The 26,859-nt window shown below is 48.7% G+C and carries 21 protein-coding genes; 15 read left to right on the top strand and 6 right to left on the bottom strand.

The window, feature by feature from the left end; translation table 11 throughout:
- Positions 1–153 precede the first annotated feature (153 nt).
- Positions 154–408, top strand: a complete 255-nt coding sequence (locus WD312_00415; GenBank protein ID MEX2563573.1) for a hypothetical protein — start codon at positions 154–156, stop codon at positions 406–408.
- A 174-nt stretch (positions 409–582) separates the two neighbouring features.
- On the opposite strand, the gene WD312_00410 is transcribed toward WD312_00415, so the two are convergent.
- On the bottom strand, positions 583–978 hold the full coding sequence (locus WD312_00410; GenBank protein ID MEX2563572.1) for an HIT domain-containing protein: 396 nt from the start codon (positions 976–978) through the stop codon (positions 583–585).
- Between the two features lie 27 nt (positions 979–1,005).
- On the opposite strand from WD312_00410, the gene recJ reads away from it, so the two are divergent.
- The 3 genes from recJ to WD312_00395 are packed head-to-tail and all read left to right on the top strand — an operon-like array spanning position 1,006 to position 5,163.
- Entirely contained in the window at positions 1,006–2,721 is a 1,716-nt protein-coding gene (recJ, locus tag WD312_00405) for a single-stranded-DNA-specific exonuclease RecJ (protein MEX2563571.1), read from the top strand.
- Between the two features lie 4 nt (positions 2,722–2,725).
- On the top strand, positions 2,726–3,577 hold the full coding sequence (locus WD312_00400) for a ribonuclease H (GenBank protein ID MEX2563570.1): 852 nt from the start codon (positions 2,726–2,728) through the stop codon (positions 3,575–3,577).
- A gap of 41 nt (positions 3,578–3,618) precedes the next feature.
- Positions 3,619–5,163, top strand: coding sequence for a ComEC/Rec2 family competence protein (locus WD312_00395; protein MEX2563569.1), 1,545 nt, complete (start codon positions 3,619–3,621; stop codon positions 5,161–5,163).
- 72 nt (positions 5,164–5,235) lie between these two features.
- Here the strand turns inward: WD312_00395 and WD312_00390 are convergent, their stop codons facing one another.
- From WD312_00390 to WD312_00380, 3 genes are all read right to left on the bottom strand, one after another.
- Complete coding sequence (locus WD312_00390; GenBank protein ID MEX2563568.1) at positions 5,236–5,841, bottom strand: Fe-Mn family superoxide dismutase; 606 nt, start codon at positions 5,839–5,841, stop codon at positions 5,236–5,238.
- Positions 5,842–5,969: 128 nt separating this feature from the next.
- Entirely contained in the window at positions 5,970–6,356 is a 387-nt protein-coding gene (locus WD312_00385) for a response regulator (GenBank protein ID MEX2563567.1), read from the bottom strand.
- 177 nt (positions 6,357–6,533) lie between these two features.
- Complete coding sequence (locus tag WD312_00380) at positions 6,534–7,205, bottom strand: serine protease (protein ID MEX2563566.1); 672 nt, start codon at positions 7,203–7,205, stop codon at positions 6,534–6,536.
- Between the two features lie 126 nt (positions 7,206–7,331).
- Between WD312_00380 and WD312_00375 the strand changes: the two genes are divergently transcribed.
- Complete coding sequence (locus tag WD312_00375) at positions 7,332–8,219, top strand: ComEC/Rec2 family competence protein (GenBank protein ID MEX2563565.1); 888 nt, start codon at positions 7,332–7,334, stop codon at positions 8,217–8,219.
- A gap of 76 nt (positions 8,220–8,295) precedes the next feature.
- Here WD312_00375 and WD312_00370 read toward each other — a convergent pair whose 3' ends face one another.
- A complete protein-coding gene (locus WD312_00370) occupies positions 8,296–9,207 on the bottom strand; it encodes a hypothetical protein (protein MEX2563564.1) in 912 nt (303 codons plus the stop codon).
- Positions 9,208–9,431: 224 nt separating this feature from the next.
- Between WD312_00370 and WD312_00365 the strand changes: the two genes are divergently transcribed.
- Both WD312_00365 and WD312_00360 read left to right on the top strand, forming a co-directional pair.
- Entirely contained in the window at positions 9,432–13,103 is a 3,672-nt protein-coding gene (locus tag WD312_00365) for a hypothetical protein (protein MEX2563563.1), read from the top strand.
- A gap of 204 nt (positions 13,104–13,307) precedes the next feature.
- The gene (locus WD312_00360; protein ID MEX2563562.1) at positions 13,308–17,957 is read left to right on the top strand and encodes a hypothetical protein; all 4,650 of its coding nucleotides are present in this window, start codon (positions 13,308–13,310) and stop codon (positions 17,955–17,957) included.
- Positions 17,958–18,037: 80 nt separating this feature from the next.
- Here WD312_00360 and rpmB read toward each other — a convergent pair whose 3' ends face one another.
- Entirely contained in the window at positions 18,038–18,280 is a 243-nt protein-coding gene (gene rpmB / locus WD312_00355; GenBank protein MEX2563561.1) for a 50S ribosomal protein L28, read from the bottom strand.
- A 127-nt stretch (positions 18,281–18,407) separates the two neighbouring features.
- Here rpmB and WD312_00350 point away from each other — a divergent pair, with 127 nt between their 5' ends.
- From WD312_00350 to rpsJ, 8 genes are all read left to right on the top strand, one after another.
- Positions 18,408–19,058: a site-2 protease family protein gene (locus tag WD312_00350; protein ID MEX2563560.1), complete on the top strand. Its 651-nt coding sequence runs from the start codon at positions 18,408–18,410 to the stop codon at positions 19,056–19,058.
- A gap of 142 nt (positions 19,059–19,200) precedes the next feature.
- Positions 19,201–19,605, top strand: coding sequence for a 30S ribosomal protein S12 (rpsL, locus tag WD312_00345; protein MEX2563559.1), 405 nt, complete (start codon positions 19,201–19,203; stop codon positions 19,603–19,605).
- Between the two features lie 19 nt (positions 19,606–19,624).
- Positions 19,625–20,095, top strand: a complete 471-nt coding sequence (gene rpsG / locus WD312_00340; protein ID MEX2563558.1) for a 30S ribosomal protein S7 — start codon at positions 19,625–19,627, stop codon at positions 20,093–20,095.
- A gap of 106 nt (positions 20,096–20,201) precedes the next feature.
- On the top strand, positions 20,202–22,355 hold the full coding sequence (gene fusA / locus WD312_00335) for an elongation factor G (GenBank protein ID MEX2563557.1): 2,154 nt from the start codon (positions 20,202–20,204) through the stop codon (positions 22,353–22,355).
- A 110-nt stretch (positions 22,356–22,465) separates the two neighbouring features.
- A complete protein-coding gene (locus WD312_00330; GenBank protein ID MEX2563556.1) occupies positions 22,466–24,424 on the top strand; it encodes a hypothetical protein in 1,959 nt (652 codons plus the stop codon).
- 140 nt (positions 24,425–24,564) lie between these two features.
- Positions 24,565–24,747 carry a hypothetical protein gene (locus WD312_00325; protein ID MEX2563555.1) on the top strand — a complete coding sequence of 61 codons (183 nt, stop codon included), beginning with the start codon at positions 24,565–24,567 and terminating at the stop codon, positions 24,745–24,747.
- A gap of 395 nt (positions 24,748–25,142) precedes the next feature.
- Complete coding sequence (tuf, locus tag WD312_00320) at positions 25,143–26,336, top strand: elongation factor Tu (protein MEX2563554.1); 1,194 nt, start codon at positions 25,143–25,145, stop codon at positions 26,334–26,336.
- Positions 26,337–26,409: 73 nt separating this feature from the next.
- Positions 26,410–26,790, top strand: coding sequence for a 30S ribosomal protein S10 (rpsJ, locus tag WD312_00315; protein ID MEX2563553.1), 381 nt, complete (start codon positions 26,410–26,412; stop codon positions 26,788–26,790).
- The last annotated feature ends 69 nt before the right edge of the window (positions 26,791–26,859 follow it).

Here is a 26,859-nt window from a genome sequence, read left to right as displayed (position 1 = left end):
CGTTTACATGGTGCATTTTAATGGCTCACAAGCAATGTGAGCCATTTATAAAGGGGTGATCAAAGAAGATTGACACTATTCATATAAAGTTATATAGTATTTACGGAAGGCTATACGGAGTTCTCATATAATTCTCAAACAAGGAGTAGCGTGATGACTCAGGCAGATCAACCGACAAACGAAGCGGTAGAAGCATTCGCTCGCTGGGCAGATAACACTTCGGTCGCCGAACTTATAAAAGGTCTCGAAGAAAAGCGAAACGAGATCGGCAAACGAAAAGACGAGTTCGTGAAACAGAAGAAGCATGACCAAGCTGCTCCGCTTGCGGAAATGATCAAAGAGATCGACGAAGTTCTTTCCAGGATCAGGAACCTCTCTCGCCGACTCAAGTTTATTGACGGCGAGTAGTCGTGTGGCAGGAGCTAGGTGGGCTTGATCATTCAGTGAGGAGAACGAAGACCAAAACCACAAAACCGTCGGTAGCAATACCTGCGGTTTTTTAAAACACCTCACACCTATTTAGTTAACTAAATAGGTGTGAGGTGTTCACTTAGATCTTTGGTAGCGGAGGTTCGATTCGTATCATTCGAGTGCTTGGCGGATCTTCTCGGCGTTCTCCGCGATGTCTTGCTTGCCTCCTTTTGCGTCACCGGGGAAGACCCAGATGTGGGCGTGGGGAACTTCGTCGCCGACAATTTTTGAAAGGATCCATTCTGTGCTGAAAGCTTTCTGTTGTGCTTTGGCGATCTTCTGTGCTACACGAAAATAATCTCCCGCATTTTCGAGCGTGTCTTTTTCGGCGGGCAGGTCCCAGACCCAGCGGTAGTGTTCTTTTGGTATCACCTGCGCGTGCCCCGGCGCCTGCGGGTTGATATCAAGAAAGGCGAGAAAATGCTCGTCTTCATAAATCTTTTCAGCCGGCACGTCACCGGCAACAATTTTACAGAAAGTACAATTTGTTTGTTTGTCGTTTGTCATAGATGGCTTCATGATATCATACCGGCAATGATCAAACTCACTGCTGATGACGCAAAAGAAGTGTCCGAAGATACCGTTACCGCTGCACTCCACCACTCGCCGCTGATCAATCATTTGCTTCAACGCCGCGGGATCACGACACCCGAGGATGCCGAGCGGTTCCTGAAGCCGAACTACGACGAGCACATTCATGATCCATTCTTAATGTTGGGGATGAAGGAGGCGGTCGAGCGAGTGCTTCAGGCGATAGACAACAATGAGAAGGTGCTGATCTACAGCGACTTCGACGCAGACGGTATTCCCGGCGCGGTCGTACTGCATGACTTTTTCAAAGAGATCGGGTTTGAGAATTTTACAAATTATATTCCACATCGACATGACGAGGGGTTCGGGGTGCATCTTGATGCGATCGATCAGTTTGAGAAAGACGGTGTGCAACTTCTTATTACGATCGACTGCGGGATCGCTGACGTCGATGAAGTTGCTCGCGCGCGCGAGCACGGAATCGATGTGATCATTACTGATCACCACGAGCCGAATGGAAAAGAGCCGGACACGGTCGCGACGTTGGATCCAAAGCAAAAAAAGTGTAACTATCCATTCAAAGAACTTTGCGGATCCGGCGTTATTTTTAAGTTGGTGCAGGGTGTACTCGCAACACGAAACTTTGGTGTGACCGAAGGAAGAGAGAAGTGGTATCTGGACATGGTCGGACTAGCGACGCTCTCGGACATGGTGCCGCTCGTCGGTGAGAATCGTGTCTTTGCCAGCTATGGTCTGAAGGTGCTGCAGCGATCACGTCGTCCGGGTCTGCAAAAAATGATCCGCGTTTTGAAAATGAATCAGCAACACTTAAGCGAAGACGATATCGGTTTTATGATCTCCCCGCGGATCAATGCCGCCTCGCGAATGGGTGTGCCGATGGATGCGTTTACGTTTCTCTCGACACGGGATCAGAGTGTTGCCGACAGTGCGGTCAAACATCTCAACGAGATCAATGACGAGCGCAAAGGCGTGGTCGCCTCGATGGCCAAGGCGATCAAACAGAAACTAAAAAAGAACAACAGCAACGGAGCGAAGGAGGTTATCGTGGCGGGTGATCCGGAGTGGAAGCCGTCACTCTTAGGACTTGCGGCAAACGCGCTCGCCGAGGAATATGACCGTCCGGTGTTTTTGTGGGGACGGGACGGACGCGAAGCGCTCAAAGGTTCGGCTCGTTCAAACGGCCGTGTCGATCTGGTCAAGGTGATGGAGAAAGCGCGTAGTGTACTCGACGCCTACGGCGGTCATCAGCAGGCAGGCGGGTTCGCGGTCTCTCACGAGAAGATCCATATGCTCGAAGATGCGCTTATCGACGCAGCGAAGGCAGTTGGCGAGGAGGAGTTGAATCCGGCGACTGAACTGATCGATACCGACCTGACGCTTGATGATGTCACCGATGAGGTCTACAGTGAACTAAGTCAGCTCGCGCCGTTCGGGGTTGGTAATGCCAAGCCGACATTTCGATTTCCGAACATTATTATTCGACGGGTCCGCTCGTTTGGTAAGCAGAACAATCATCTTGAGCTGGTGTTCCACACGTCGACCGGACGAGAAGTGAAGGCTATCGGATTCTTCGCTTCGGCTGACGATTACTCAGCGAACATTCGTAAGGATCAACCGGTCACACTTATCGCATCGATGGAGCGATCGTATTTCCGCGGTCGACCCGAACTACGTCTTCGCATAGTTGATATACAATAATTATATGGAACAACAAATTATAATTTTTACCGACGGATCATCGCGCGGGAACCCCGGTCCGGGTGGATGGGGTGCGATCGTAATGTTTCCTGCCCGCCCGCGCGGACGGGCGCGGACAGGCGCAGACAGATCGGCCGAACACAATGATACGCACGTAGCGGAACTTGGTGGACGTGAAGAGGAAACAACAAATAACCGAATGGAATTGACCGCGGCTATCGAAGGACTGCGTTTTATTGAGTCGAGTGCGAAGCTTCGCGATGCGGAATATAAAATAGTGGTACGCACTGACTCTAAGTATCTTATCAACGGAGTGACGCGCTGGGTTGCCGGATGGCAAAAAAATGACTGGCGCACAAAAAACAAGAAAGCTGTTTTGAATCAGGATCTCTGGCGCGAGCTTGTTCGACTCACAGAGCACTTCGAAGTTACGTGGGAATACGTTGGCGGGCACATCGGGATCGGTGGAAATGAACGAGCCGACGTGATAGCTACTGAGTTTGCTGATGATAAAAAAGTATCGCTCGCTACCGCCCCTCTCGAAGAGTACCCTATCGACCTGACTGATGTTACGCATGATGAAAAGGCGCTGGCGCGAAAAAAAATGTTTGCAGGTAAAAGTTCTGACAAGGGTTTTGATAAGAGTTCTGGCAAGGGTTTTGAGAATGGTTCCGCGCGAAAAAACATGAAAACATATTCATATGTCTCAATGGTGGATGGCGAGATAGAAACACACTCGAGTTGGGATGAATGTAAAAAGCGCGTGCACGGAAAGAATGCAAAATTCCGTAAGGCGGTCTCGGCAGAAAATGAAAGAGAGATCATTACTGAATTTAAATCAGTGGCGGGTAAATGAAGGTAGTATTGAACTAAGCGCCTGTCGGCGTTTTTTATTTTATGAATGCGTATTTGTTTTACGGAAGCTGTGTTGGATTTTTGACCGGTGTTACCGTAGCGACGCTGGCCGGGTTTGCGTGGTATTTTGCCGGAGCACTTTTGGTGATCGCGTTTGGTGTTCTGGTTTACCGAAGAACGGTTGTGCGTGCAGAGGGTGCCGCAATTTTAGTTGTTGCCGTTTTGCTTGTGTGCGTCTCGATCGGTGTCGGTCGGTATACACTCATGAGCGTGTGGTCCCAAGAGTCAGAACTCGACAGGTGGGTTGGTGATGAGGTTGTACTCTCAGGCGTGGTGGACGAAGAGGTGGTGGCAGGTGGAAATAGTTCGACGCTCATAGTTTCGATCGATCAACTACATCAAGAAGATGGCCAAATAAAGAAAGTTCCGGCCGGGACTCGGGTACGCGTTTCCGCACAGTCTCACTCAACGTATTCGTACGGTGATCGCCTTAAGATAATCGGAGAGCTTCGAGCACCCGAACCGTTCGAGACAGATACCGGTCGGGTATTTAAGTACGATACGTTTCTTGCAAAAGACAGTATCTTCCACGTGATGTATTTTCCGCGGATCGAGCGTATTGGTTCAGATGAAAAAAATGTTGTTGTCGCCTCTCTTCTTTTTATAAAGCATACGTTCATGAGCGGTGTTACACGTGTACTTCCTGATCCGCACGCATCGCTTGCCAACAGTATGTTGGTGGGCGCTCGTGACACACTAAACGATGAGGTGGAGCAGTTGTTCCGCGACACCGGACTGGTACACATAGTAGTGCTTTCAGGATTTCATGTAACACTGATCGCGGTCGCGCTTATTTCATTTCTTAAACATGCGCGGGTGGGTTTACGATGGCGATCACTCGCCGGTGTCTGCGGTATTATTTTATTTGCCATTATGGTCGGCGGGGGAGCAACGGTAGTGCGTGCGTCGATCATGGCGGCGCTGGTTGTTGTGGCTCATCTCTCCGGACATCACTCGCATGCACTTCGGGCGCTTGTGCTCGCGGCAATGGTGATGGTGTTTATCAATCCGATGATACTTCTTCACGATCCTTCCTTTCAACTTTCTGCACTGGCAACACTTGGACTGGTCTTGTTGGGTTCGGTTGTCGAGCGGTGGCTGTGGTTTGTTCCACAGACGCTGGGCTTGCGGGAGATCGCGACAGCGACTATCGCTACGCAGTTCGGGGTGTGGCCGCTCCTTATTTATATGACCGGCTCCCTTTCGTTTGTTTCTATACCCGTGAACTTATTGGCGCTTCCGGCAGTCGCCGGAGCAATGCTGTTTAGTTTTCTTGCCGGGTTGGCTGGAATGGTTTCACCTGTGCTCGCGCTGCCGGTTGCCGGTCTCGCGTATGTTTTTCTTAGCTACGTATTGTTTGTCGTGGAAACGTTCAACGCGCTGCCACTCTCTCATGTTACCGTGCCGCCGATATCGATCTGGATACCGATCGGTGTCTACCTGCTTTTTGGTGTGTGGTGTATTTACTTATATAGCCGCGGTCAACTCAAGCTCGGTATGTCGTCGTTGGCAGATCGACTTTCCTAGAGGTTGCGACATTAGAAAACAGAAAACCGTCCGGCAAGGCCGAGCGGGCTTTCTAAACATTGAGCATAAATACTATTTCTTTGCATTCGCAAAGTTTTCTTCTATAACTGACCAGTTTAGGTTAGCAAAGAAGTCATCGATATATTCACCTTTTCCGGACGGTTGGTAGTCAAAGACGAACGAGTGCTCCCACATATCGAGCATTAGGATCGGCTCGACTCCAGTGAGGTGTCCAAGGTGTTGCTCGTCCACCCATACGTTCAAAAGCTGGTCGGCGTGTTGGTCGTAGTAGAGTACGGCCCAACCGATACCACGCGTCTTCGCCATCTGTTTAAAGTCCGCGAGCCAGGTATCGAAGTCTTCATGGTACGAGCTGATCGCATTCTTTAGCTTGCTGTCGTCGGTGAGTTCTTGTGGTCCGTCCTCGAGTTGGGCAAAGTAGATCTCGTGATTGCGCATGCCGTCGAATTCAAATCCGAGTCGGCGTCGAAGTGACTCGATCGTAAATTTGTTGCCCTCCAGGTCGTCTCGCTCAAGTTCCTCAACTTTTTCAAGTATGGTATTCGTGTGCTTGACGTATCCGCCGTAGAGTTTGAGGTGTTCGTCAACACTTTTGCGTGAAAGCTTCCCGTGAAATTCATCGGGTAAATTAAATGATTGTTCTTTATAGTGGGGCATAAGGAGTAGGGTTAGGGATAATACACGTAATGACCCAATTGTATCAGGTTAGATTACGAAGGTAACCCTTTAAACAAAAAACCGCCCGGCACCTGAAAGGTGGCGGGCGGTACAACTGATCTTGAACGTTATTCGTCTTGGCATGGAGCAAGGATCTTACGCAACACGTCGACCGCTTCGAGTTTTTCAACGGAAAGCGTGTGTCCTTCTCCGCCGGCTTGATACGCGGCGCGTTCGATCCTGATCGATAACTCCATCTCGAGGCTCATTCCCAGGATGAGGCCGGTGAAACCGCTTTCACGGACCTCCCTGACGAATGTTTCTGTGTTGTCGGAGCCGATCTTGTGATCAAGCGCGATCGCCGTAAAGGGGAGTTTGTCGGTAAAGAGTAGCGTTCGCGCCTCTTCGATCGTAGATGCACCTCGCACGGTGAAGCCGGCTCTGGTCAGCCCGTCGGTCATTGCCTCGCGTACAGCTTGGTGATCCTCGACAATGAGAATGTATACGGGTCTCATAACACTACCTTTCCCGGAGTAAAAGGGTACTGGTTGAGCACGATTCATCGTGCCTCTGAGTGTTTTATATCATCTTTGTTATCCAGTGTCAAGAGTAATGGTATGAGTATGAAATAGAGATTACATAAAACACTCACGCGCAAGGCGTGAGTGTGTACGATCAGGTTGCTCGGGTAGTTATTTTGACAAAAGAGCATCGAACGCTGTCGGTGAAACCATTCCATTCTTTTGCGCGTGCTCAAGAAAACGGATGATAGCTGACGACGGTGTGCAGAGCGAGCCCTCTCGGATAGTAGTACCGGCAAAGAACGAGCTTCCGTACAGTATTCCGATAAGACGATCCTCGTGCCACACACCACTTCCGGAGGCACCTTTGTTCGAGTACGTACTGATAAGCATCTCGCTGTTGGTCGCGCGCATAAGCGTTCCCGCGCTGTAGCCGAATCTAACAGGGCGAGGGTGACCAACGGTATACACCTCTGTTCCATTCGCCGGGAGCTCGCCGATCGTCCGGGCATAGAACGGATGTATCCTGCCGGGCGTTGAGAGAAGCGCGAGGTCGTCCTCGGTGTTTGTGTGAACGACCTTTGCTTCTACTCGCTCACCACTGTGATACTCGATCTCGATCGTGTCTCGCTCTCCAATAACGTGCGCGCACGAGAGGATGTGGGTCGGTGTGATGCAGACCCCGGTAGCGTTTCCGTCGTCGCTGCGGATGATCACGGTTGCATACGCACGATTCGCGTGACGGTTGCGTTCCTGCGCCGGGGCAATATACAGCGTCGTGGTGGTGCAGCTGCTTTGGATACCAATGCCAAGGAGCATAATAAAAAGAGCAACATAACGCATTGCACACCTCCTTAGGGGTAGTGTGGGTTACTACGAGTGAACTGGCACTTTCGAACTTATATGTTTATAGCATATACGATCTTTTATCAATAGACATGATCCCTGTGTGTCTGCCGGTGATACAATATGAACATGCCCCGAAAAGAAAGTGCGTCCTTGCTGAAAGAGAATCCGCTCATTATTGTGACGATAGCACTGATCGTTCTCACCGCATTTTTATATTATGTTTTATTCAATGAATCTACAAAAGATACGCTCGTTGTTTCCTTTCTCGATGTCGGCCAAGGTGATGCCATCTATATTGAAGCTCCGAACGGTAATCAAATGTTGATAGACGGCAGCAGAAGCGTGCGAGTAACACACGGTCTGAGTGGGGCGATGCCGTTCTGGGACCGGTCGATCAATGTTGTATTAGCAACCCATCCGGACGCTGACCATATTGGTGGTTTACCGGCAGTGATCGGTCGCTACTCGGTTGGGTCTCTTTTACACTCAGGAGTTTCAAGTGAAAGTTCACTTGATGATGCTTTGTTGAACGACGCAGAGGTGCAGAACGTGCGGGTGCGCGAGCTTCGATCCGGCGATAGCATTCGTCTTTCGCCCCGGGTTCATTTCGATGTGCTGTTCCCGCCGGTCGACCCTGAGGGTATGGACCCCAATGACGCCTCGATCGTAGGGCGGTTGGTGTATGGAGATACGGCGTTTCTCCTCTCCGGCGATGCGCCCAAGGTGGTAGAGAGATATATTGCCCGCACCTACCGGGAAAATATTAAAAGCAACGTACTCAAGGTCGGCCACCACGGCTCGGACACCTCAACAGCCCTGTCCTGGCTTGGCTGGAGTCAGCCGGAATACGCTGTGATCTCGGCGGGAGAAGATAATAGTTATGGGCATCCGCACCAGGAGGTTCTTGATCGGCTGGCACAGTTCGGGATCGAAGTGGTGCAAACAGCAAAAGTTGGAACGGTGACGTTCGAAAGTGACGGAAAAGAGGTGAGATGTGTGACGTGTTAGATCGATGAAAATGATCGAGTATAAAAAACCCGCTTATTCCGAAGAATAAGCGGGGGGGGTGAGGTGCTTGCGAATTTCATTGAGCCGGGCGTACGAGTTCACTTTCCCGAAGTTTTCCTGCTTGCTCTTCTTCAATTTTGGCAAATATCTCCGGGTTGGCAAAAATTTTGGGTACACCGTTTTCTGTGCGCTCCATCTCGTGAGGTCGTGGCGGTCTTCCGTTCACAAGCATGTAGCTTGCCAACATATAACTTGCCGGACGCACCCCCATCAGGTTTTGCTCAAGGTTGTCCCTCCAGCTTTCATTATCAGGGTCCTCCGGTTTTTTGTACGGTTCGAGCCCCATAACGAAGCATAGTCCTTGGGCAAGTGCGCGGGCAATGATCATGCGTTCGCGCCTCATGTCTGTTGCGCCAGGATGTCTGTTGAGGTGGTTTTCTATGTCCACATGGTACACGATACCCTTGATCGGGCTTTCCGGCGGACTGATAGCGTGTCTTGCCGCACCCCATCGTTCGGGGTGGTCGTCCCAGTGATCGATGACGTACCAGTGCAGCACGGTGTCTCTTGGATGACGTTCTCCGTGTCGATCCGCGAGTTGAAAGAATTCGATCGAGTTTTCGAATGGGTCAATGTCTCGGTGTTCGATCGGGGAGTGGTTCCATTTCTTCGGTGGAAGCCAATTTACAGCAATGCCTGCCTGAATAAATATCCGCTCGACCATTTCGCGAATATCTTTATCGGCAATAGGATGTCCGTACACCGGATTGTCAGAAAACCTGTCATCGCTAACCCCAATAAGTTGGATATCCACGTACCCTTGTATCCGTTGAGGGTCGTTGACAAGAAGGGTGGGAATAAAGTCCGGATTTCTTCGGACATACCTGCGTCCGTCGATCACTTCTGGTTGCTGTTGACCGTACGTAGTAGGCGGTATAGCAATGATCATCATTAGCAATATCAGTACACTCCATTGACTCTGGTTCATCGCACGCTCCTTTTTTGAGAAAGATCTATATTGGTGCCGATCGTAGTTTATAATAAAACAACGTATACATCAAGAAGTAAAGGGTGGTTGCTCGTACTATGACTGGACAGCGTCTCTCGTGGCGCCTATGTGTGGACAGCTTATCGTGCGCTCCTTAAGAGGTAAGTTATACTACTAGTATACTAATCAAAGACTTTCGTTTATTTACATTTAAATATATAACCATGAACTCCCTCGCTTCTCTTTTTCGACTGAATATTGTTTTGATCAGTCTTGCTCTTGCGGTGATCACGCTTATCACCGTTACGCTACCGGTGTACGGACAGGTATCAGAAAGCGAGAGTGCCGAATCGCTTCCAGGTTTGGAAGTTGCTATTGAGCCCTTACCTACAAATACGTTCGCTTCCGGCGATACGATCGAAGGGTCATTGGTTGTAGAAAATCCCAACTCATTTTCAATTCCAGACGCAGTGTACTACGTGGGCATTGAAGCTCCTGTGGAAGGGGTAGGACACTCGGTCATCGAATATGTTTCAAGTAAGCCGATTTCTTTGAGTCCGAATGAGAGTAAAACGATCTCTTTCTCATATAAACTTCCCCGGCATGTTGCCGGCGATCAGGTCGTTCTCTCGGTTCTCGCGGCACTCCCGAGCGGGCAGGTGCGCTCATATGCAGAGCAGAACATCATTGTTGACGGGGAGAACTCCCTGCTTCCAGCAGAGAGTGCGTCATTAGTTGTGCGTCATCCGGGAAACAGGGTTTCAGAATATGACATTTTTGATATACCGAGCGTGTACCAGTCACGAGGTGACCGACCTGCCATAGAGGGGTCAATACACAATCCATACGATGAGTCTATCGAGGTTGTTCCAGAAATACGGCTGTATGATGTTCACCCAGCCGGCGACCCGCATACCACCACCCGTGACTCAATAACAGTTTCCTCAGGTGATAGTTATTCATACTTGTATGAGCTGCCAACCTCTCAGCTCAACGGAGGAGATCTCTATGAGTCTGGGGTGTATGCCGGTGAATTAAGATTTGTTGATGCCAAGACGGGCGAAGTTCGTTCCCCGGCGGTTAATTTTCGGTATATTGTGCGAGGTGATTTCGTGACACTTCATTTACTTGGGTCAAACAAGGAAGACATATCGACTTCCGGAAGTGGGATAGTGACCGCTGTGTATGAAGGACCTCCTGCAGATATTGGCAGACCGGGGTCAGTTATTATCGTAGATGATAATAACAACCCTGTATATCCCGATGATCACGGGGACGTAAGCTCGGTTGCCGCCACACTTGTTTTATTTGATGAAAGTAAAAATGTGGTACATGAAGAGACATTTGAGAGTCTGGATCTTTCAGGACAGGGGTTGATGGAGCTTGATGTTCCGGTAACTGAACTCGCCACCGCAAATAGTGTACAACTAAAGATCTATAAGGACGGATCAGTTATTGGTGAGAAAAGCGTAGACCTTTCTTCTTCTACCGGCGAAGGACTTAATGGAAGCTATTGGCTATTTATTTTTTGGACCGCTGTTGTTCTGGCAGGACTACTCTTTGCTCTTACTCTCCTGGCTTTACTGCGTCGTGGTCTCAAAAAAACGATGGCTGGACTCGGGATCCTTGTTGTTTTCGCGGTTTCTTACTCTTTTGTTTTCGCTGATCATGGGTCAGCGTATAGAATGTTCTTTGAGCTCGAGTATCCTCTTGGAGTAAACCTGATCCCGATCGAGGTGGTTGATGTTGCTCCAAGTAAAACCGTTCATTTATCGGGCGATCAAACTACGGCCATACGGGTCTTCATCGAGCGGCCTCCGATATCTGGCGGCGCAGGCCAGCGAGTTGAGGTGGAAGGGAAAGGTATGTACGTGCCGAGCGAAAGCAGGTATGTAAACGAAGAGTTCGATCGTTACAGCACGTACGGTGGTCTTTGGAAGTACCGGGCTCCTCGAGGTTCTATTTACGGACTTCCTCCTAATATCGGTCGTTATGATGTGACGATCGATATTAAGAACATCGCGATCCCTCGTCCCACTGTGAGCTTCAGGCATGATCCGTATAACGCCAGACCGACATTTTGTGGGCGTAACGGTTTTGAGGTTGACGGAGAAGACAGTCGGCGATTGTTTCAGACAGAAGCTAAATCCGGTTCGGATACGTTTGAAAGGTCGTGGGCTGATGGGTCTCGGGAAGGAACTCACTCAGGTAATCTTACTCGGGAGTGGAGTTTCGATGAAGAGGAAGATAGGTGTGTGATTACGAATGTGTCCGGTTCTGGTAGTTACGATGTTTTTAAAAAATCGTATGGAGGAACGGGTGTAAGGGAATCGGATTGTAGTGATGTAGGGCAGGATCTTGAAGAAGGCAAACTTGACATATCCTGTTCTTGGGAACGCATAAGTCGAGGTGAAGTTATAGACTCAGGTACCACTAACGACACCGCACCTATGTACAATGGTGTGTATATAGGAGAGGGGCATAGCGATATAGATGAAGAAAATGATCGTATTGAAACTGAAACTCGACGCAGATTTTCAGGAGAGCACTCCGGTTCCTCATGTGTTTGGGGAAACTGTGTTTGGAGTTCTCATAGTGGTTTCAGTGATATTCAGCTCTCGGATGAGCTTACGTTAGAAGATGCCAGAGATGAACTAGAGGGGGACCTTGCAAGCGACAGGAGTAGGGTGGCCAGTGAACGCGCCGATCGAAAAGCTGATCGCCTAGATCAGGGGTACAGCGAAGACGAGGCTGAGTATCTCTCGTATGGTGATGGCGGCGGCGGATACGCATACTATTATCTTCCTGAATATCTGAGAAATCGGTCGTCGGCGAACGCAAACGGATCGGATTTCATTATCAGAGCTCGACGCTTAGCTGAAAATGTAGAAGAAACTCTTAAAGTAGAGATCATTACATGGGATGGCACGTATTCTGAGTACTGCTATGAATACGATGGAGAAGAGTACTGTGACCCATGGGGGTATCCGGACTATCAAACCCAAGAGCGAAGTTACACAATGGTAGGTGACGAAGAAGGGTATGATTATGTTACGGACTCACTCGAGCCTGACTCAAATGTAATGGAGATGTACATAGGTGACGCGTACTTCGAAGAATTTAGTGACGAGACCATGCCGTGGCTCGATGAACCCGTCGGACATCATGTGGGATGGTTGACGATCGCCGGCGATGATATGTGTGAGCCTGGTGACACAATGCAGCGCTCATGTGGAGAAAAAGATGGTGATGGTTGCGACTTGGAAGGGAGCCAGACCATTGTGTGTACAGCGGACGGAGTTTGGCCGAAGAATGGTGATGGCTCATTTGCTTGGGGCGAGTGTGAGGGTCTTGAAAAGGTTAATCCCGACTGTCCGATCGACGATGACGATGATGATAACGGTGATGGTGATGGCGATGGTGATGATGGGGTCCCTGACGATGAGTGTACACCAGGGAAAACACAGGACGAAACTGAGAAATGTACCATAGACGGGTGTGATGGTGACCAGACCCGTGTGAGAGAGTGCTCCTCTGGTGGGGATTGGGGGGATTGGCAGGGTTGGGGTCCGTGTAAAAAAGAGGATCCGTCCTGCCCTGTGCCGCCAATTGGTGGAGGATGTACGGTGACCTTCAAAGACAGTGACGGAAATGAGATAGAAGACGGCCGTGCGCCGGTTAACTCACAAGTTACCTGGGTGGCGAGCCCCGACAGTAAATTTGTAGAGTGGAGTGATAACGAAGACGAAAGTAAAATTGATGGTGAAACTGAGAACAATATAATAATTAGATATAGTACAGTAGGTACAATAGATGCTGATGCAGTGCTAGATGATGGAAGTAGATGCGAAGGTGAAATACAGATCTTTGTTGATCCGCGTTACGAGGAATTTTAAGAACAAACGCATAATATCACAAAAGAACCCCGCAGGATCCTGCGGGGTTCTTTTGTGATTTCTTTTAAAATTTATAATAATGCTAGGTTCTGTTTGCACTGTCTAAGGAAATGTTGGCCACAATGAGTAGTGGATAATGCTATTGGTAATGTGTTGAAATAGTATTACTATAGATAGTATGGAAGATAATCTTTATGTTTTAGTATGATCTTTAAAACCCCCGTTCTTTCGTTTGTTGCTTTTCTTGTAGTGATATTTTTTCTCCTTTTTACATTTTTAGTTGTATCGAATACAACTGAAGCAGCAGCGCAACAGCAGAACTCAATTCGTTCCGTGGTTCCATCAGTGCATGTTATCGGTCTTGAGCTTGAAAACGAAACTAAAGTATTTGAAGCGGGAGAGCGCGCAGTTGGCACCGCACTACTAAAGAATACGTCCGACAGCGTTGCCACAGATATTCAGTATCGTATTTCATTAGTGGCCGGTTTTGATGAGCGTGAAGGCGAGGTAGCCGATCGTGTATACAGTTCTATAATTGAAGGACCGATCTTTCTTTTGCCGGGCGAAGAGCGAGAAATTGAATTTTCGTACACGATTCCGGAGGCGGTAGACCGAAGCGACACCGCGATCCAGGTCCAGGCAATGACCGGACAAGGTGTATTGCTGGGGTGGGAAGATGTTCGCGTAGAGGTCCGGGGAAGTGGCGGGGAGGTTCGTATTGATTCAGCAGAATTAATTCGAAATTCACAAGACCGCGCGCCGCCTCAGGCTGGAGGTGTGGTTACAAGCTCTGACGACCTAGAAATAGCAGTCACACTGGAAAATGAGCAAGAAGAAGCGATAGAGCTTACCCCACATCTTCAGGTTTTTAAGGTCTCGGTCGCCGGTGATATTATTGAAGAGACAGAAGTGGAAACCGTTGCGTTTTCGAAGGGAGAAGAACAGACTATTTCAATACCACTTCCAACTGATGCTCCCGGAACATTTGCGTTTCGTGTAGAGTTTAGAGATGAGAATGGTGTCTCGCGGACACCCCTTGTAGAAGGTCAATTCAGTGTTGCCGGTCCGAGCGCTACTATTTACAGCATCACCCCTGAAGTGTGGCCACCTCAAGAAAGAGAGTCTCAAATAAACGTCCTTTTTGTGGGGCCACAATCTCTTCCGGATACCTCCGGAAGAATTCGATATACGCGAAATGAAGAAGGTGAGTTCGTGCGAAGTAATAGAGACGGAACATCAAGCGAGATAACCAACGCTGAGATGATCTTGAGTATGAAAGACTCATCCGGAAATGAGGTTGCACACACAAAACAAGAGGGGGTACATCTGACAAGTGACTCTCAGATCGTTACGCTGCCTGTGTCTTTCATAAATTCGATAGATGAGGACGTAACAGTAGAAGTGAAGATCGAAAAAAATGGTGAAGTGCTTGGTGAATACACGACCTTCTTCCCTGTTTCTGGTGTGCAAACAGATACAGAAGGGGGTGGTTTTGTAGTAACAGTCGGTGTTTTACTTCTCGTACTCGTTGTCCTTGTTGTGCTTCAGCTAAAGGGATTATTGATAAAAGGTAAAAATTCTATTCCTGTCGCGCTTCTCTTTGCGGCTCTGATCGTAGCCGGAGCTGCGTTTGTTGCGGTGCAGACGGTGTTTTCCGATCACGATAGCGATTGTACCGGTTGTGGGTGGAATGATACCGGCGTAGGTGGGTTTGAAATAAATATCGATGATCAAAGAATAATTCTCGGTCCTGATGAAATATCACTGCGCGCTTTAATGTTTGGCGAGACCTTCTCTCCGGTTATTCATATAAATAACCCTAAACCGTATACCGAAGAAGCGTATGGACCTAATGACAGCTTTACCGTTAGTGGTGCGTATACGGTTTTGACCAAAGACACTCTCTGTCACGAAGTTCGTGGGAAAGTTAACCACCTTCGCTCTAATGAGGATCGTGCTCTAGGACCGGATGGATTCTCTAGCGGAACATGTGATCCGTATGGTTACTACGGGTGGGGGTATTGGTATGGGTCGAGTTCGTATGAAGGCTTCTCGCATACATATTATTACTTTAATTCGCAACACCAGTCACAGCCGGGGGAGTACCTCGCGCCAAACGGTGCGTGGGGTGAGGCAGCTATTCTCCCTGTAATGGTGTCGGCAAATAATTATATTGTACCCGACCCGAGAATTTCACGTGAATATACGATCGTGAGAGATGAAATTCCGGTCTGTGGGTTTAGGGGGCTTGAAGAGGGCTATGGTTATTACGATGAAAATGAAGAGTTTCAAGTGTGGGATGACGCATACTATGCTTGCGATACCCATTGTTGGGAGCAAGGGTATGAGTGGGGTTCTAATGAATATGATCAGTGCATAGATAGTTGTATGGATTCTTGGGGTGACATGACTATAAATGAGAAGCTTGAGCAGTCGGACTGGAGCGGTGCATATACATATCATTTTTCGGAAGATATGAAGCCGCGTCGGTTCGAGACCTGGGAAGAAGATCTCTTCTATGAACAAGATGCTCAGGTTTACACAAACGAAAGTCGATATGAGTTTAGTTCAGGTAATCGAGACAGGTTACGCACTCAGCAGGAACAATATGATGTGGGGGAAAACAGGTGTTTAGATACCGATGAGTATAGTGGGGTCGGGTATGATGAAGGGGAGCGAGAAGATAATGCGGGAAATAGAACGTGGGGATATTGTAGTATACACCGAGAGTTCGATTGGGACCTTGGGTATGAGTATGATGAGGATGGTAGGTTGGTAACAGTGCGGGATGATGGTGAGACGGGTCCTGCCAGGAGGGCGAGTAGAAGCTCGTGTACTAAAGGAACAGAAGACGGCGAGTGTCAGCCAGATGTCTATCAGGATCGGTACACCGAATATGTTTCTCATCTAGAGCGGGCCGGTTTGTACGGCCGATGTGGTTCGAACATAACTGATGACACAGACCCTAATGATCTTGACTGGACTTTCGACAGAAAGATAGATTTCTTAGATGAAAGAACAACGGACGATCTTTATAACGACGCAAAAAACCGACTTGATCATGTTCGGAGTAGTGGCGGAGAATATACCACCACTTATGACGGCGCTGCAAGTACGTATATCAAAGCTCATCGGATGGACCTCTACGAGGTCGATGCGCGTGAGGTTGAGTATTCATTTGAAGTAGATGATCTGGTTCCCGGTAAAAGTCATGATTTTGTCATTGTACTTGAACAGCGAGATCTGTCTGATCCTGATGCGGCGTGGGAACACCTCGAAGACCGGACATATACTGTTACCGGTCAGCCACAGTTCGAACCGGATACTGTAGAAGGTGAGATCCCTTTGATAAAAGGCAAAGAAGTTCGAATCAAGGAATATTACATTGAAGTAGAATATAGTTCGGATGACTACGCTTCGATGAGTCAGTCTGAGTTAGACGCTAATCTCCCTAGCGCGCTCGGCCGAGTTATCATGGATATCTGTATTTCAAACAGTGCAGATGTAGCGGGTTCCGATCTGTGTCCGCTTGCCGGGGATATTAGCTCTCACCGGGTTGATGAAGGAGGTGTGCGTGTCCCGATGAATACGCAGCTCGAGCCGGAGTTCACACCTGACGAAGAGATGAACATTCCGGATGGTGTGTACGACGGGAATCCACAGAATTGGAGTGATCTACCGGCCGGCGATCTTGCGACCGGTGAACAGTACACCTATACCGTTAAAGCCGAAGACGATCCGGACAGGACTATTAGGGCGGCGACGTGTGTAGATGAATACGAGATGAGTCCTGAAACAGGTATCGAGATCACAGAATCTTGTGACTTCTCTGATCCGGCGCTCTACACGATAACGCCGACGTGCAGTGGTGGGTGGTGCTCAGTGACGAATGTTTCTCCGTCTATTCCGGAAGGTTTGATAACGCACGTGGCTTTCCTCTATCTTGAAGAGGAATCTGTGGATCTGGAGGCGTTTAGTGGCGGAAACTCAGTAGGAGACGGGGGCGGGTGTGTGCCATATGGAAGCGATATTGATCTGGAGTGGGAAACCGCCGGTGCGCTTGAAGAGTTTTGTTCCGCTTCTTCCTCCTCGGGGGATTGGACAGGAAACAAAAGTTCTGCTGGGGGAAGCGATACGCAGGTCGGTCTAACAAATACCGAGTCACTATACGAGTACACATTGCAATGCGCGGCGGCATCAGACGGTACTTTGGTGGAAGATACGGCATCAGTTTCGGTATGTGAGCCTGAGCCGACTGACCTACAGGCTACAGAAAGCTGTGATGCAAACGATGCGTACGTAGAATTGGATTGGGACGGAACTACAGCAGGGATCTGGTATGAGGTGTTTAGGAAGTTGTCAACGGAACCGGATTTAGCGTTCTCATCTCTTGAGACAGTCGCTGATACGGAATATAGAGACCCGGCAGTGTCATCACCTCCAACAATTGCAACTTCTACAGAGTATGTTTATAAAGTAGAGGCGGTCAACAGCGATAATACGAGTGAATCGTATGGATCTGATTCGGTTACGGTCACGACCAATAGTTGCGAAACGTCAACCACTCTCAGCTGTGAGCCACTTCCAAACGAAGACGGAACATATACCTATCCTGTTAATACGTCAGTGACATGGGTTGTGATTCCTGGCGGGGAAACATATATATGGTCTGTTCCTGAAGGATCCGAAGTTTCTTCCAGCGGAGATGAGATCGACATTCGGTACAGTACGGTTGGAGAGAAAGATTCACCCGAAGTATCCAGTGACGGTGGTACGTATACTGAATGTGAAGTGCCTGGTAGTGCTAACAACAAGATCAATATTTCTGTGGATCCACGGTACGAGGAGTTTTAGAAACACCGACAAACAGCAAGAAAAACACCGCGACAGCTTTAGCTGTCGCGGTGTTTTTATTCAATCCTACATTTGATATCTTAGATCACCTTGGCGTCTTTGAGTGCTTGGTACGCCCCTTTCTTGTTTATGGTCTTAATACCCTTGGTGGAGAGGTGCAGGGTAACAGAGCGGTCCAGTTCGGGAACGAAGATCGTCTTTTTTTGTAGGTTGACACTTCGACGACGTTTTCCTGTCGGGTTGTACTGCGTAGCACGAACGTCGTTGGAGTATCCTCCGCCGACTTGTGATGTTTTTCCAGTTATTGGGCAAGATTTAGCCATAGGTTTTCTTTCTTCTTTATGCTTCGCTATGCTATCATAAGCTAAACTTTTTGCCAAGAAGGAACGGCAATAATGAATGTAACAAACAAAGTACGTAACTCATTTTGTAATTCTTTAAAGATCCTGTATGGAGATCATCTTTCTTATCGCTATTCTTATTATGTCTGTGGTTATTCATGAGGTGGCCCACGGATACGTTGCTCTGATGCAGGGTGACCCGACCGCGAAGTATCAGGGCCGCCTTACGCTTAACCCTATTGTACATCTCGATATGGTCGGATCGGTTCTGTTGCCAGGGCTTTTGTTGCTCACTAGCTCTCCGTTTCTGATCGGCTGGGCCAAGCCGGTTCCGTATAATCCATATAATTTCCGCGATCAGCGCTGGGGAGAGCTCTGGGTGGCTATCGCCGGTCCGGTCACTAACATCTCTATCGCGATCGTCTTCGGTCTTTTTCTGCGATTCACCCTCCCCCTCGACACCCTCTCACCGGCCGTGGTGCAGATCTCGGTAATGATCGTTTTGATCAATATTGTTCTTGCGCTCTTCAATATGATCCCGGTGCCGCCACTTGATGGATCGAAGGTATTGTTCGCCTTTCTGCCGGCACGATACTATGGAATCCGGCGATTCATGGAGCAGTACAGCTTTATTTTGATCATCGCGGTGATCTTTATTCTCTTCTCAACCAATATACTGGGCTATGCTATTTTCACGGTCTTTGGAATGCTGGTCGGTGATCCACAGATCCTCTTTCAAACCCTGAACGCGCTTTTCTGATCTCTGAAGCCTTCCTTGAGTTTCTTTAGGAAAAGTTCTTGCAATATTTCGCAACTTGTAATAAAGTAGTGCGTATCTTAATGCCGTGTGGCATTTTTGTTTAATTGGCAGCAGACAGTGTCTGCTATTCGGATTTAAATTTATGTCAACGATCAATCAACTTATTCGCAAAGGACGAACTCCTAAGCTCCGAAAATCAAAATCGGTGGCACTTTCGCGTGGGTTTAATACGCTCAAGAACAAGCCTACTCATTACTCATCACCGTTCAAGCGTGGTGTGTGTACGAAAGTAACCACAAAGACACCGAAGAAACCAAACTCGGCTATTCGTAAAGTGGCACGTGTTCGACTTACCAACGGTCTCGAGGTGACCGCATACATTCCAGGTGAAGGGCACGGTTTACAGGAGCACTCAGTGGTGCTTATTCGCGGAGGCAAAGTGAAAGATATCGGTGTTCGATACACAGTTGTTCGTGGAAAACTCGATGCCGGTGGCGTAGAGGGGCGAACATCTGCGCGAAGTCGTTACGGTACGAAGAAACAATAATACGCTATCTGAGAAAGTCATGAGAAAACCGATCACTCAAAAACATACGCTGAAGCCTGACGTCGTCTATAATTCCGAGACCGTCGCGAAGTTCATCAACTACGTGATGTGGGAAGGCAAAAAAGAGCGAGCTCGCCAGATTGTTTACGGTGCTTTGGAAAAAGTTGGCAAAGATATGAAAGTCGAAAACCCCCTCGAGATCTTTGAGGCAGCTCTTAAGAACACAACGCCGACCATGGAGGTTCGCTCTCGTCGTGTTGGTGGTGCGAACTATCAAGTACCGCGTGAAGTGAAGCCGAGTCGTCGACAGGCGTTCTCGATGAAATGGATTATTGAAGCTGCGCGCTCTAAGAGCGGTAAGCCTATGGCAGACCTGCTTGCAACAGAGATCATTGCCGCGTACAACAACGAAGGGGATGCGGTGACTAAGAAAGATCACCTGCACCGAATGGCAGACGCAAACAAAGCTTTTGCTCACTTCGCTGTTTAAGGAGGGTTTAAGAGCTAGGCTTTAGAGTCTAGTTTTCTTACGCTCTATAAAGTAAGTTATTATAATTTTTTAAGGCCTAGCGCCTCATTTCCTAATTTTTTAGATCATGGCTCGAGACTATTCGCTGGAGAGGACACGTAACATCGGTATCATCGCTCATATTGATGCCGGGAAGACCACCACAACTGAACGGGTGCTTTTTTATACAGGTATTTCTCACAAGATCGGTGAGGTGCACGAAGGTGAGGCGATCATGGACTGGATGGAGCAAGAGCAAGAGAGAGGAATCACCATCACTTCAGCCGCAACGACCTGTTTCTGGCTTCCGACCGAAAGTCAGGGAACCGGAGATAAGTCTGACAGTTATCGTTTTAACATCATCGATACTCCGGGTCACGTAGACTTCACTGTAGAGGTAGAGCGTTCGATGAAAGTGCTGGACGGAGGAGTTGTGGTGTTTGACGGCGTTGCCGGGGTGGAGCCACAGTCGGAGACCGTGTGGAAGCAGGCTGATAAATACGGCGTGCCACGTGTTTGTTTTGTGAACAAGCTTGATCGAACCGGAGCAAGTTTTGACTATTCATTCGGTACGATCCTGGAGCGATTGACCCCCAACGCGGTAAAGGTTCAGTTGCCGATCGGTGCGGAGGAGAATTTTGAAGCAGTGATCGATCTTCTGAAAATGAAAGCGTACTATTTCGAAGGAGAGCTTGGAAAAGATACGATCGAGAAGGAAATTCCGGACGAGTATAAAGAAGCTGCTCAAAAAGCCCGTGAGGAACTGGTTGAGAAGGTGGCTGAGCACGATGATACGTTAATGAACAAGTATCTTGAGGGTGAGGAGATCTCACTTGAGGAGCTTAAAACAACGATCCGAAAAGCAACACTAGCTAATGATCTTGTGCCGGTGTACTGCGGATCTGCACTGAAGAACAAGGGCGTACAGCTCGTTCTCGACGGCGTTGTAGATTATCTACCGTCTCCTATTGATGTACCGCCGGTAAAAGGAACACACCCGAAGACAGGCGAGGAGGAAACTCGCGAGCCAAAAGACGACGCACCGTTCGCTGCTTTGGCCTTTAAACTTCAAACTGACCCGTTCGTAGGTCAGCTCACTTACTTTCGTGTTTATTCCGGCACACTGAGTTCCGGATCGTATGTTTACAATTCTACTACCGGTAAGAAAGAACGAGTCGGTCGTATTTTGCGGATGCACTCGAATACTCGTGAAGAGGTAGATACGGTTCACGCCGGTGAGATCGCTGCCGCGGTAGGACTTAAGGAGACCACGACCTCGGATACTCTGTGTGACGAGAGCGATCCTATCGTTCTGGAGCGCATTGAGTTCGCGGTACCGGTGGTGTCGCTTCGAATCGAGCCGAAAACCAAAGCTGACCAGGAGAAGATGGGTACCGCGCTTTCGCGCCTCGCAGCCGAAGATCCTACTTTCAAGGTGACGTCTGATAGTGAGACCGGTGAGACGGTGATCTGGGGTATGGGTGAGCTCCATCTCGACATTCTTGTTGATCGAATGAAACGAGAGTTCACTGTGGAGGCAAATGTCGGGAAGCCGCAGGTTGCGTACAAAGAAACGATTACCGGCACAGCAGATGTCGAGGAGAAATACATCAAGCAGTCCGGTGGTCGCGGTCAGTACGGTCACGTATTGATCAAACTCTCTCCGATCGAGAAAGGCAAGTACGAGGACGAAAAAGGTGTTCCCAAAAATGTTACCTATGAGGAAGGATTCGAATTTATTAACAACATCAAGGGTGGTGTTATTCCAAACGAGTTTATTCCGTCTGTCGAGAAGGGTGTCCGAGAGGCGATGGAGCGCGGTGTTGTCGCCGGCTACCAGATGGTAGATATCTCCTGTGAACTTTACGATGGATCAAGTCACGATGTTGACTCCTCCGAGATCGCCTTCAAGATCGCCGGTTCACACGCATTCCAGAAAGGTGCTAAGTTGGCTACTCCGGCCCTGCTCGAGCCGATGATGAGCGTTGAGGTGGTGGTTCCGGCCGAGATGATGGGAGACGTGAACGGTGATCTCTCAAGTCGCCGAGGACAGATCGAAGAGATGGAAGAGCGTGGTAAGGATACGGTGGTTCACGCTAAAGTACCGCTGGCTGAGATGTTCGGATACATCACGGATCTACGATCGATGACCGGTGGACGCGGTAACTTTACGATGCAATTCTCCCACTATGCTCAGGTGCCGCAGAATGTGGCTCAGGAGATCATTGAGGCGCGGAGCTAGATCTCGCCCGATCAAGAGAGAAACCAAGATACAAAAAAGACAAAGCCCTTGCGCTTTGTCTTTTTTTATAGTATAGATTGATGTGTTATTTCAGCCACATATTTTATTCTATGGCAAACAAAAACTCAGTCCTGTTTCCAATGCTCCTCCTCGTTTTACTTGCCGGGGGTGTTTCTGGTGCATCAAACCCCTCTGGGACGGAAAACGACGACACTAACTCTTTAACGGTGGTGCCGCACGAGGAACGTGAGTCTGATGATAGTAGCAAAGAGGAGAAGACCGCTTTAAAGGACGATGAAACTGAGGAGGAAGTGGAAGAAACGTCTAGAGATTCGGCTGATAATGGAGAAGGTCGTGAAGAGGAACAGAATGATGAGGAAGATGATACTAAGCCGGATCAAGCAGATGAGAGTGAAGATAGATCTGAAGACGACGTTGAGAAGCAGGATGAACCAGACTCAGAGGAGTCGGAAGATGATGGATCGAAGGATGAGAGAGATTCTAGAGACGAAGCGGACGAGGAAGATAAGGAGGATCAGGAGTCAGACAAAGAAAAAAATAACGAAGAAGAGAACGACGATACTGCCAACAAGAAAGACGATGGTGTTAGTGGGCAGGGTGACGATGAACAAGAAGATACGAGAGAAGAAGAGGAGAAGGAAAGAGACACCTCTGCTCCGGAAGGAAAAGTTCTCGTTCCTGGAAATGGTTTTGCAGGAGAGACCCCTCAACCTGACCAGATCGGGAATGAAGATGCCCAGGCGATCGCTCGGTGGGATGTGGTGCCGTTCCAGTCATTTTCCAATATATTTAATGTGGGAGTTGTTGCTTTTCATAAAGACAGCATCGATCGGGTTGAGTTTTCGGTCGATGGCGGTCCATGGACTTCAGTCTCTACAATGACTCATAATCCGCGCACTGATGTGAAGGAATACTGGGCAACTCTTGATGCGTCTAAGTTCAGCGTAGATGGCCCGGTTGAAGTGCGGGCGGTGGTATATCCAAATAAAGGGGTGGCACGGGTGTTGGCCGGAGATATTAATGGTGCTCCGCGCGGCGAGCATGGCATTGAGCTAGTGGTTAACAAGAATGGAACGTATGACCCCGATCACTACTATGTATCGCCTGGGGGGTCGGATGAGAGCGGTGACGGCTCAAAAAATAACCCGTATAAGACCGTATGGAAGGCGAGCGTGGCAGCCAAAAACGATGGTAGTCGAGCGCCGGTGATATATCTACAGGCAGGTACGTATGACGGATTTAGACTGGAAGGTATTGATAGTGATACCTGGGTGGTCGTTTCCGGTGCTCCCGGCACATCACGGAATGACGTTATTGTTACGAACAATTTAAAGGAACGTTTTACTAATAATCATTTACTGGTCAGTGGCATTCGCTTTCAGTTGCCGGATGTAGGGATCCTTTTCCATGCTCATTCTGCTGGTGGGCGTTTTGCCCGGCATATTTGGATGGATGATCTGAATATTGTCGGCAATGAGCGGTCAAACAGTGTTCGCTGGTCCGCAGACGTGGTTAGTACGCATATTACGAATTCTTCTTTGACGAACAATGTTAAAGGATTTAGCGGGAACATTGTGCGAAATACGGACCTTCATCGTATCGGTGAGGACTCGTTCACTAATGCTCGACTGCTGCTCAATAGTTCAGTGGAAGATGTCGACCGTGATAAGTCTGGTGTACCAACCGCACACCCCGACGTGTATCAACTTTTGGGCTCATCAAAGAATCAGATCGCATACGGCGTGACAGCAACAAAGGATATTCATTCCCAAGGGTTCTTTATGGGAGGGGACACAGACAAAGATATTGCCTTTGTTAATATCGAGCTTTCAAATCGACACGAGGAAAAAGATAAGTGGTGGCCACACTCGCTCACTATTGAATCAGCTGACCATCTTGTAGTGAAAGATTCGTGGTTCCACGGCCGAGTCTTCGGCGTGACCGAATTACCGGTGAAGGATATCTATATTGAAAATACCAAGCTTGGTGATACTGCGCCTTATCGCCGGGGAAGCTGGGACTATAACGAGGTGGTTATTGTTGATTAACAGCAGAACACTGGTGGAAGGCGTACTTGAGATGCTCTTTACCGGTCAAACGACAAGATCGTCCTGTTGGTGTATACTCAATATTAGAGTTAACTCTAATTTAACTCTAATATTGTCCATGTATAACCTTTCAAGTGCGTATGGCGCGAGGTAAATCAGGTGAAGAAGAGGTGCGGGTGTTGAGCAAGGTCGGCGGCGTGAGTTACAGTCTCACCCTACCGATCAGTGGTATTCGTGAGTTGGGCTGGCAGGACGGTCAGCGGGTGGTTGCCGAAGTTGATCCGGCAAACAAACGGTTTATCATCCGAGATTGGGAAAAATAGAAGAGAAAGAGAAGAAGAGAGTGGTCGAAGAAACGCTCACGGATCACCGAATCACGTATGTAGAACGTTTTTTCGCCCTCCCTTCGTGTCACCAGGGTATTTTGTGTTTTTTAATTCGCTCCGCTCCGTGCATTTTGAAAAAAATGCACAAGGCTTCGCTTAAAAGAAAACAAAGTCGCTTGACTATTATCAGCGGTCTGTTAGGATAGTCTTCATCGCAATTGTGCGCTTTTTTCTTGTCTTTCATGAGCCCCGAAGGGTTGTGAATACACAGGATGTGGTGTGCAATCGAGGTACACACCCCCACACTTGTTTCTCTCTATAGTGGAGGTTTGGGACAAATAGGTGTGGGGGCAAAACGCAATTATTATCAATACTTTTAGTAGTACGTCATTATGGCTGCAGAATTTGATCGATCAAAAGAGCATGTTAATGTCGGTACCATTGGTCACGTTGACCACGGGAAGACGACCTTAACCGCTGCTATTCTGCACGTTCTCCACCTTTCGGGGCAGGACGTGTCAGAGAAGAACGTAGACCAGATCGACGCCGCGCCTGAGGAGAAGGCTCGCGGTATTACGATCGCATTGTCTCACAACGAGTATTCAACAGATGCTCGTCACTATGCGCACATCGATGCGCCGGGTCACGCCGACTATGTGAAGAACATGATTACGGGTGCCGCTCAGATGGACGGTGCTGTATTAGTAGTTGCCGCAACTGACGGTGTTATGCCGCAGACGCGAGAGCACATCCTGCTCGCTAAGCAGGTTGGAGTGCCGAAGATCATCATCTTCCTAAACAAGTGCGACATGGTTGATGACGCTGATCTTATCGACCTTGTTGAAGAAGAGGTGCGTGAGCTTTTGACTCAGTACGATTACGACGGAGAAAACGCGCCGGTCATTCGAGGTTCAGCCCTAAAGGCTCTTGAGTCTTCAGACGCAAGCGAAGAGTATGCTGCAAAGATCCTTGAGCTTGCGAAGGCGTTGGATGACTACATTCCGACACCTCAGCGTGAGACCGACAAGCCGTTTCTTATGCCGGTTGAGGATATCTTCTCGATTGAAGGTCGCGGTACTGTAGTAACAGGCCGTATTGAGCGAGGAGAGATCACTGTTGGTGAAGAGATCGAGATCGTCGGTATCAAAGATACACAGAAGACCACAGTGACCGGTATTGAGATGTTCAACAAGTCACTTAAGGAAGGAAAAGCAGGTGACAACGCCGGTATTTTGATCCGTGGACTCAAGAAAGAAGAGGTTCACCGCGGTCAGGTGTTGGCAAAGCCGGGCTCAGTTACCCCGCACACCAAGTTTGAGGCTGAGGTGTACACCCTTAAGAAGGAGGAAGGGGGTCGTCACACAGCATTCCTAACCGGATACAAGCCACAGTTCTACATCCGAACCACTGACGTTACCGGTGAGGTAACCCTTCCGGAAGGAGTAGAGATGGTAATGCCAGGTGACACAACTACGTTCAGCGTAAGTTTGCAGGCACCGGTTGCACTCGAAGAGCAGCAGCGCTTTGCTATTCGCGAAGGGGGTAAGACTGTGGGAGCTGGAGTAGTGACAAAGATCGTTGAATAAGTAGTCTGTAGTCTGGCTTGAGACACTTACGAGCGTCTCCTGCACCTAGGGCTCAGAGCAAAACGCCTAAAATATGGCAGATAGTACACAAAAAACAAAAAAACCAGCTTCGAAAAAGAAAGCATCTTCAAAAGATTCGGACGGCACAACACAGAAGCTTCGTATTCGGGTTAGCGCGTATGAGTATAAGATCCTTGATCTGTCAGTAAAACAGATCATTGATACAGCGATCCGCTACGATGCTGAGGTGGTTGGACCGGTCCCGCTTCCCACACGAGTGAAGTCGTACACGGTAAATCGCGCTGCGTTCGTGTACGAAGACTCTCGGGAGCAGTTTGAAATGCGGATCCACAAGCGTTTGATCGATATTCTCAACCCATCTCAGAAGGTGATCGAGTCACTATCGAACCTGTCGCTTCCGTCGGGTGTAAGCATTGACGTGAAATTAGTATAGGCAAAGTTTGTGCGATGTTGTTCGCTCGACGGCGTAGAAAGGGAGCTTTCTTCGTCGGCGCTCGGACGG

This window comes from Candidatus Paceibacterota bacterium (assembly GCA_040905715.1).
Classification (GTDB): domain Bacteria; phylum Patescibacteriota; class Minisyncoccia; order Phycocordibacterales; family CSBR16-193; genus JBBDHZ01.
Note: the sequence above shows the minus strand (reverse complement) of the source record. Positions and strands in the feature narration are given on the sequence as shown.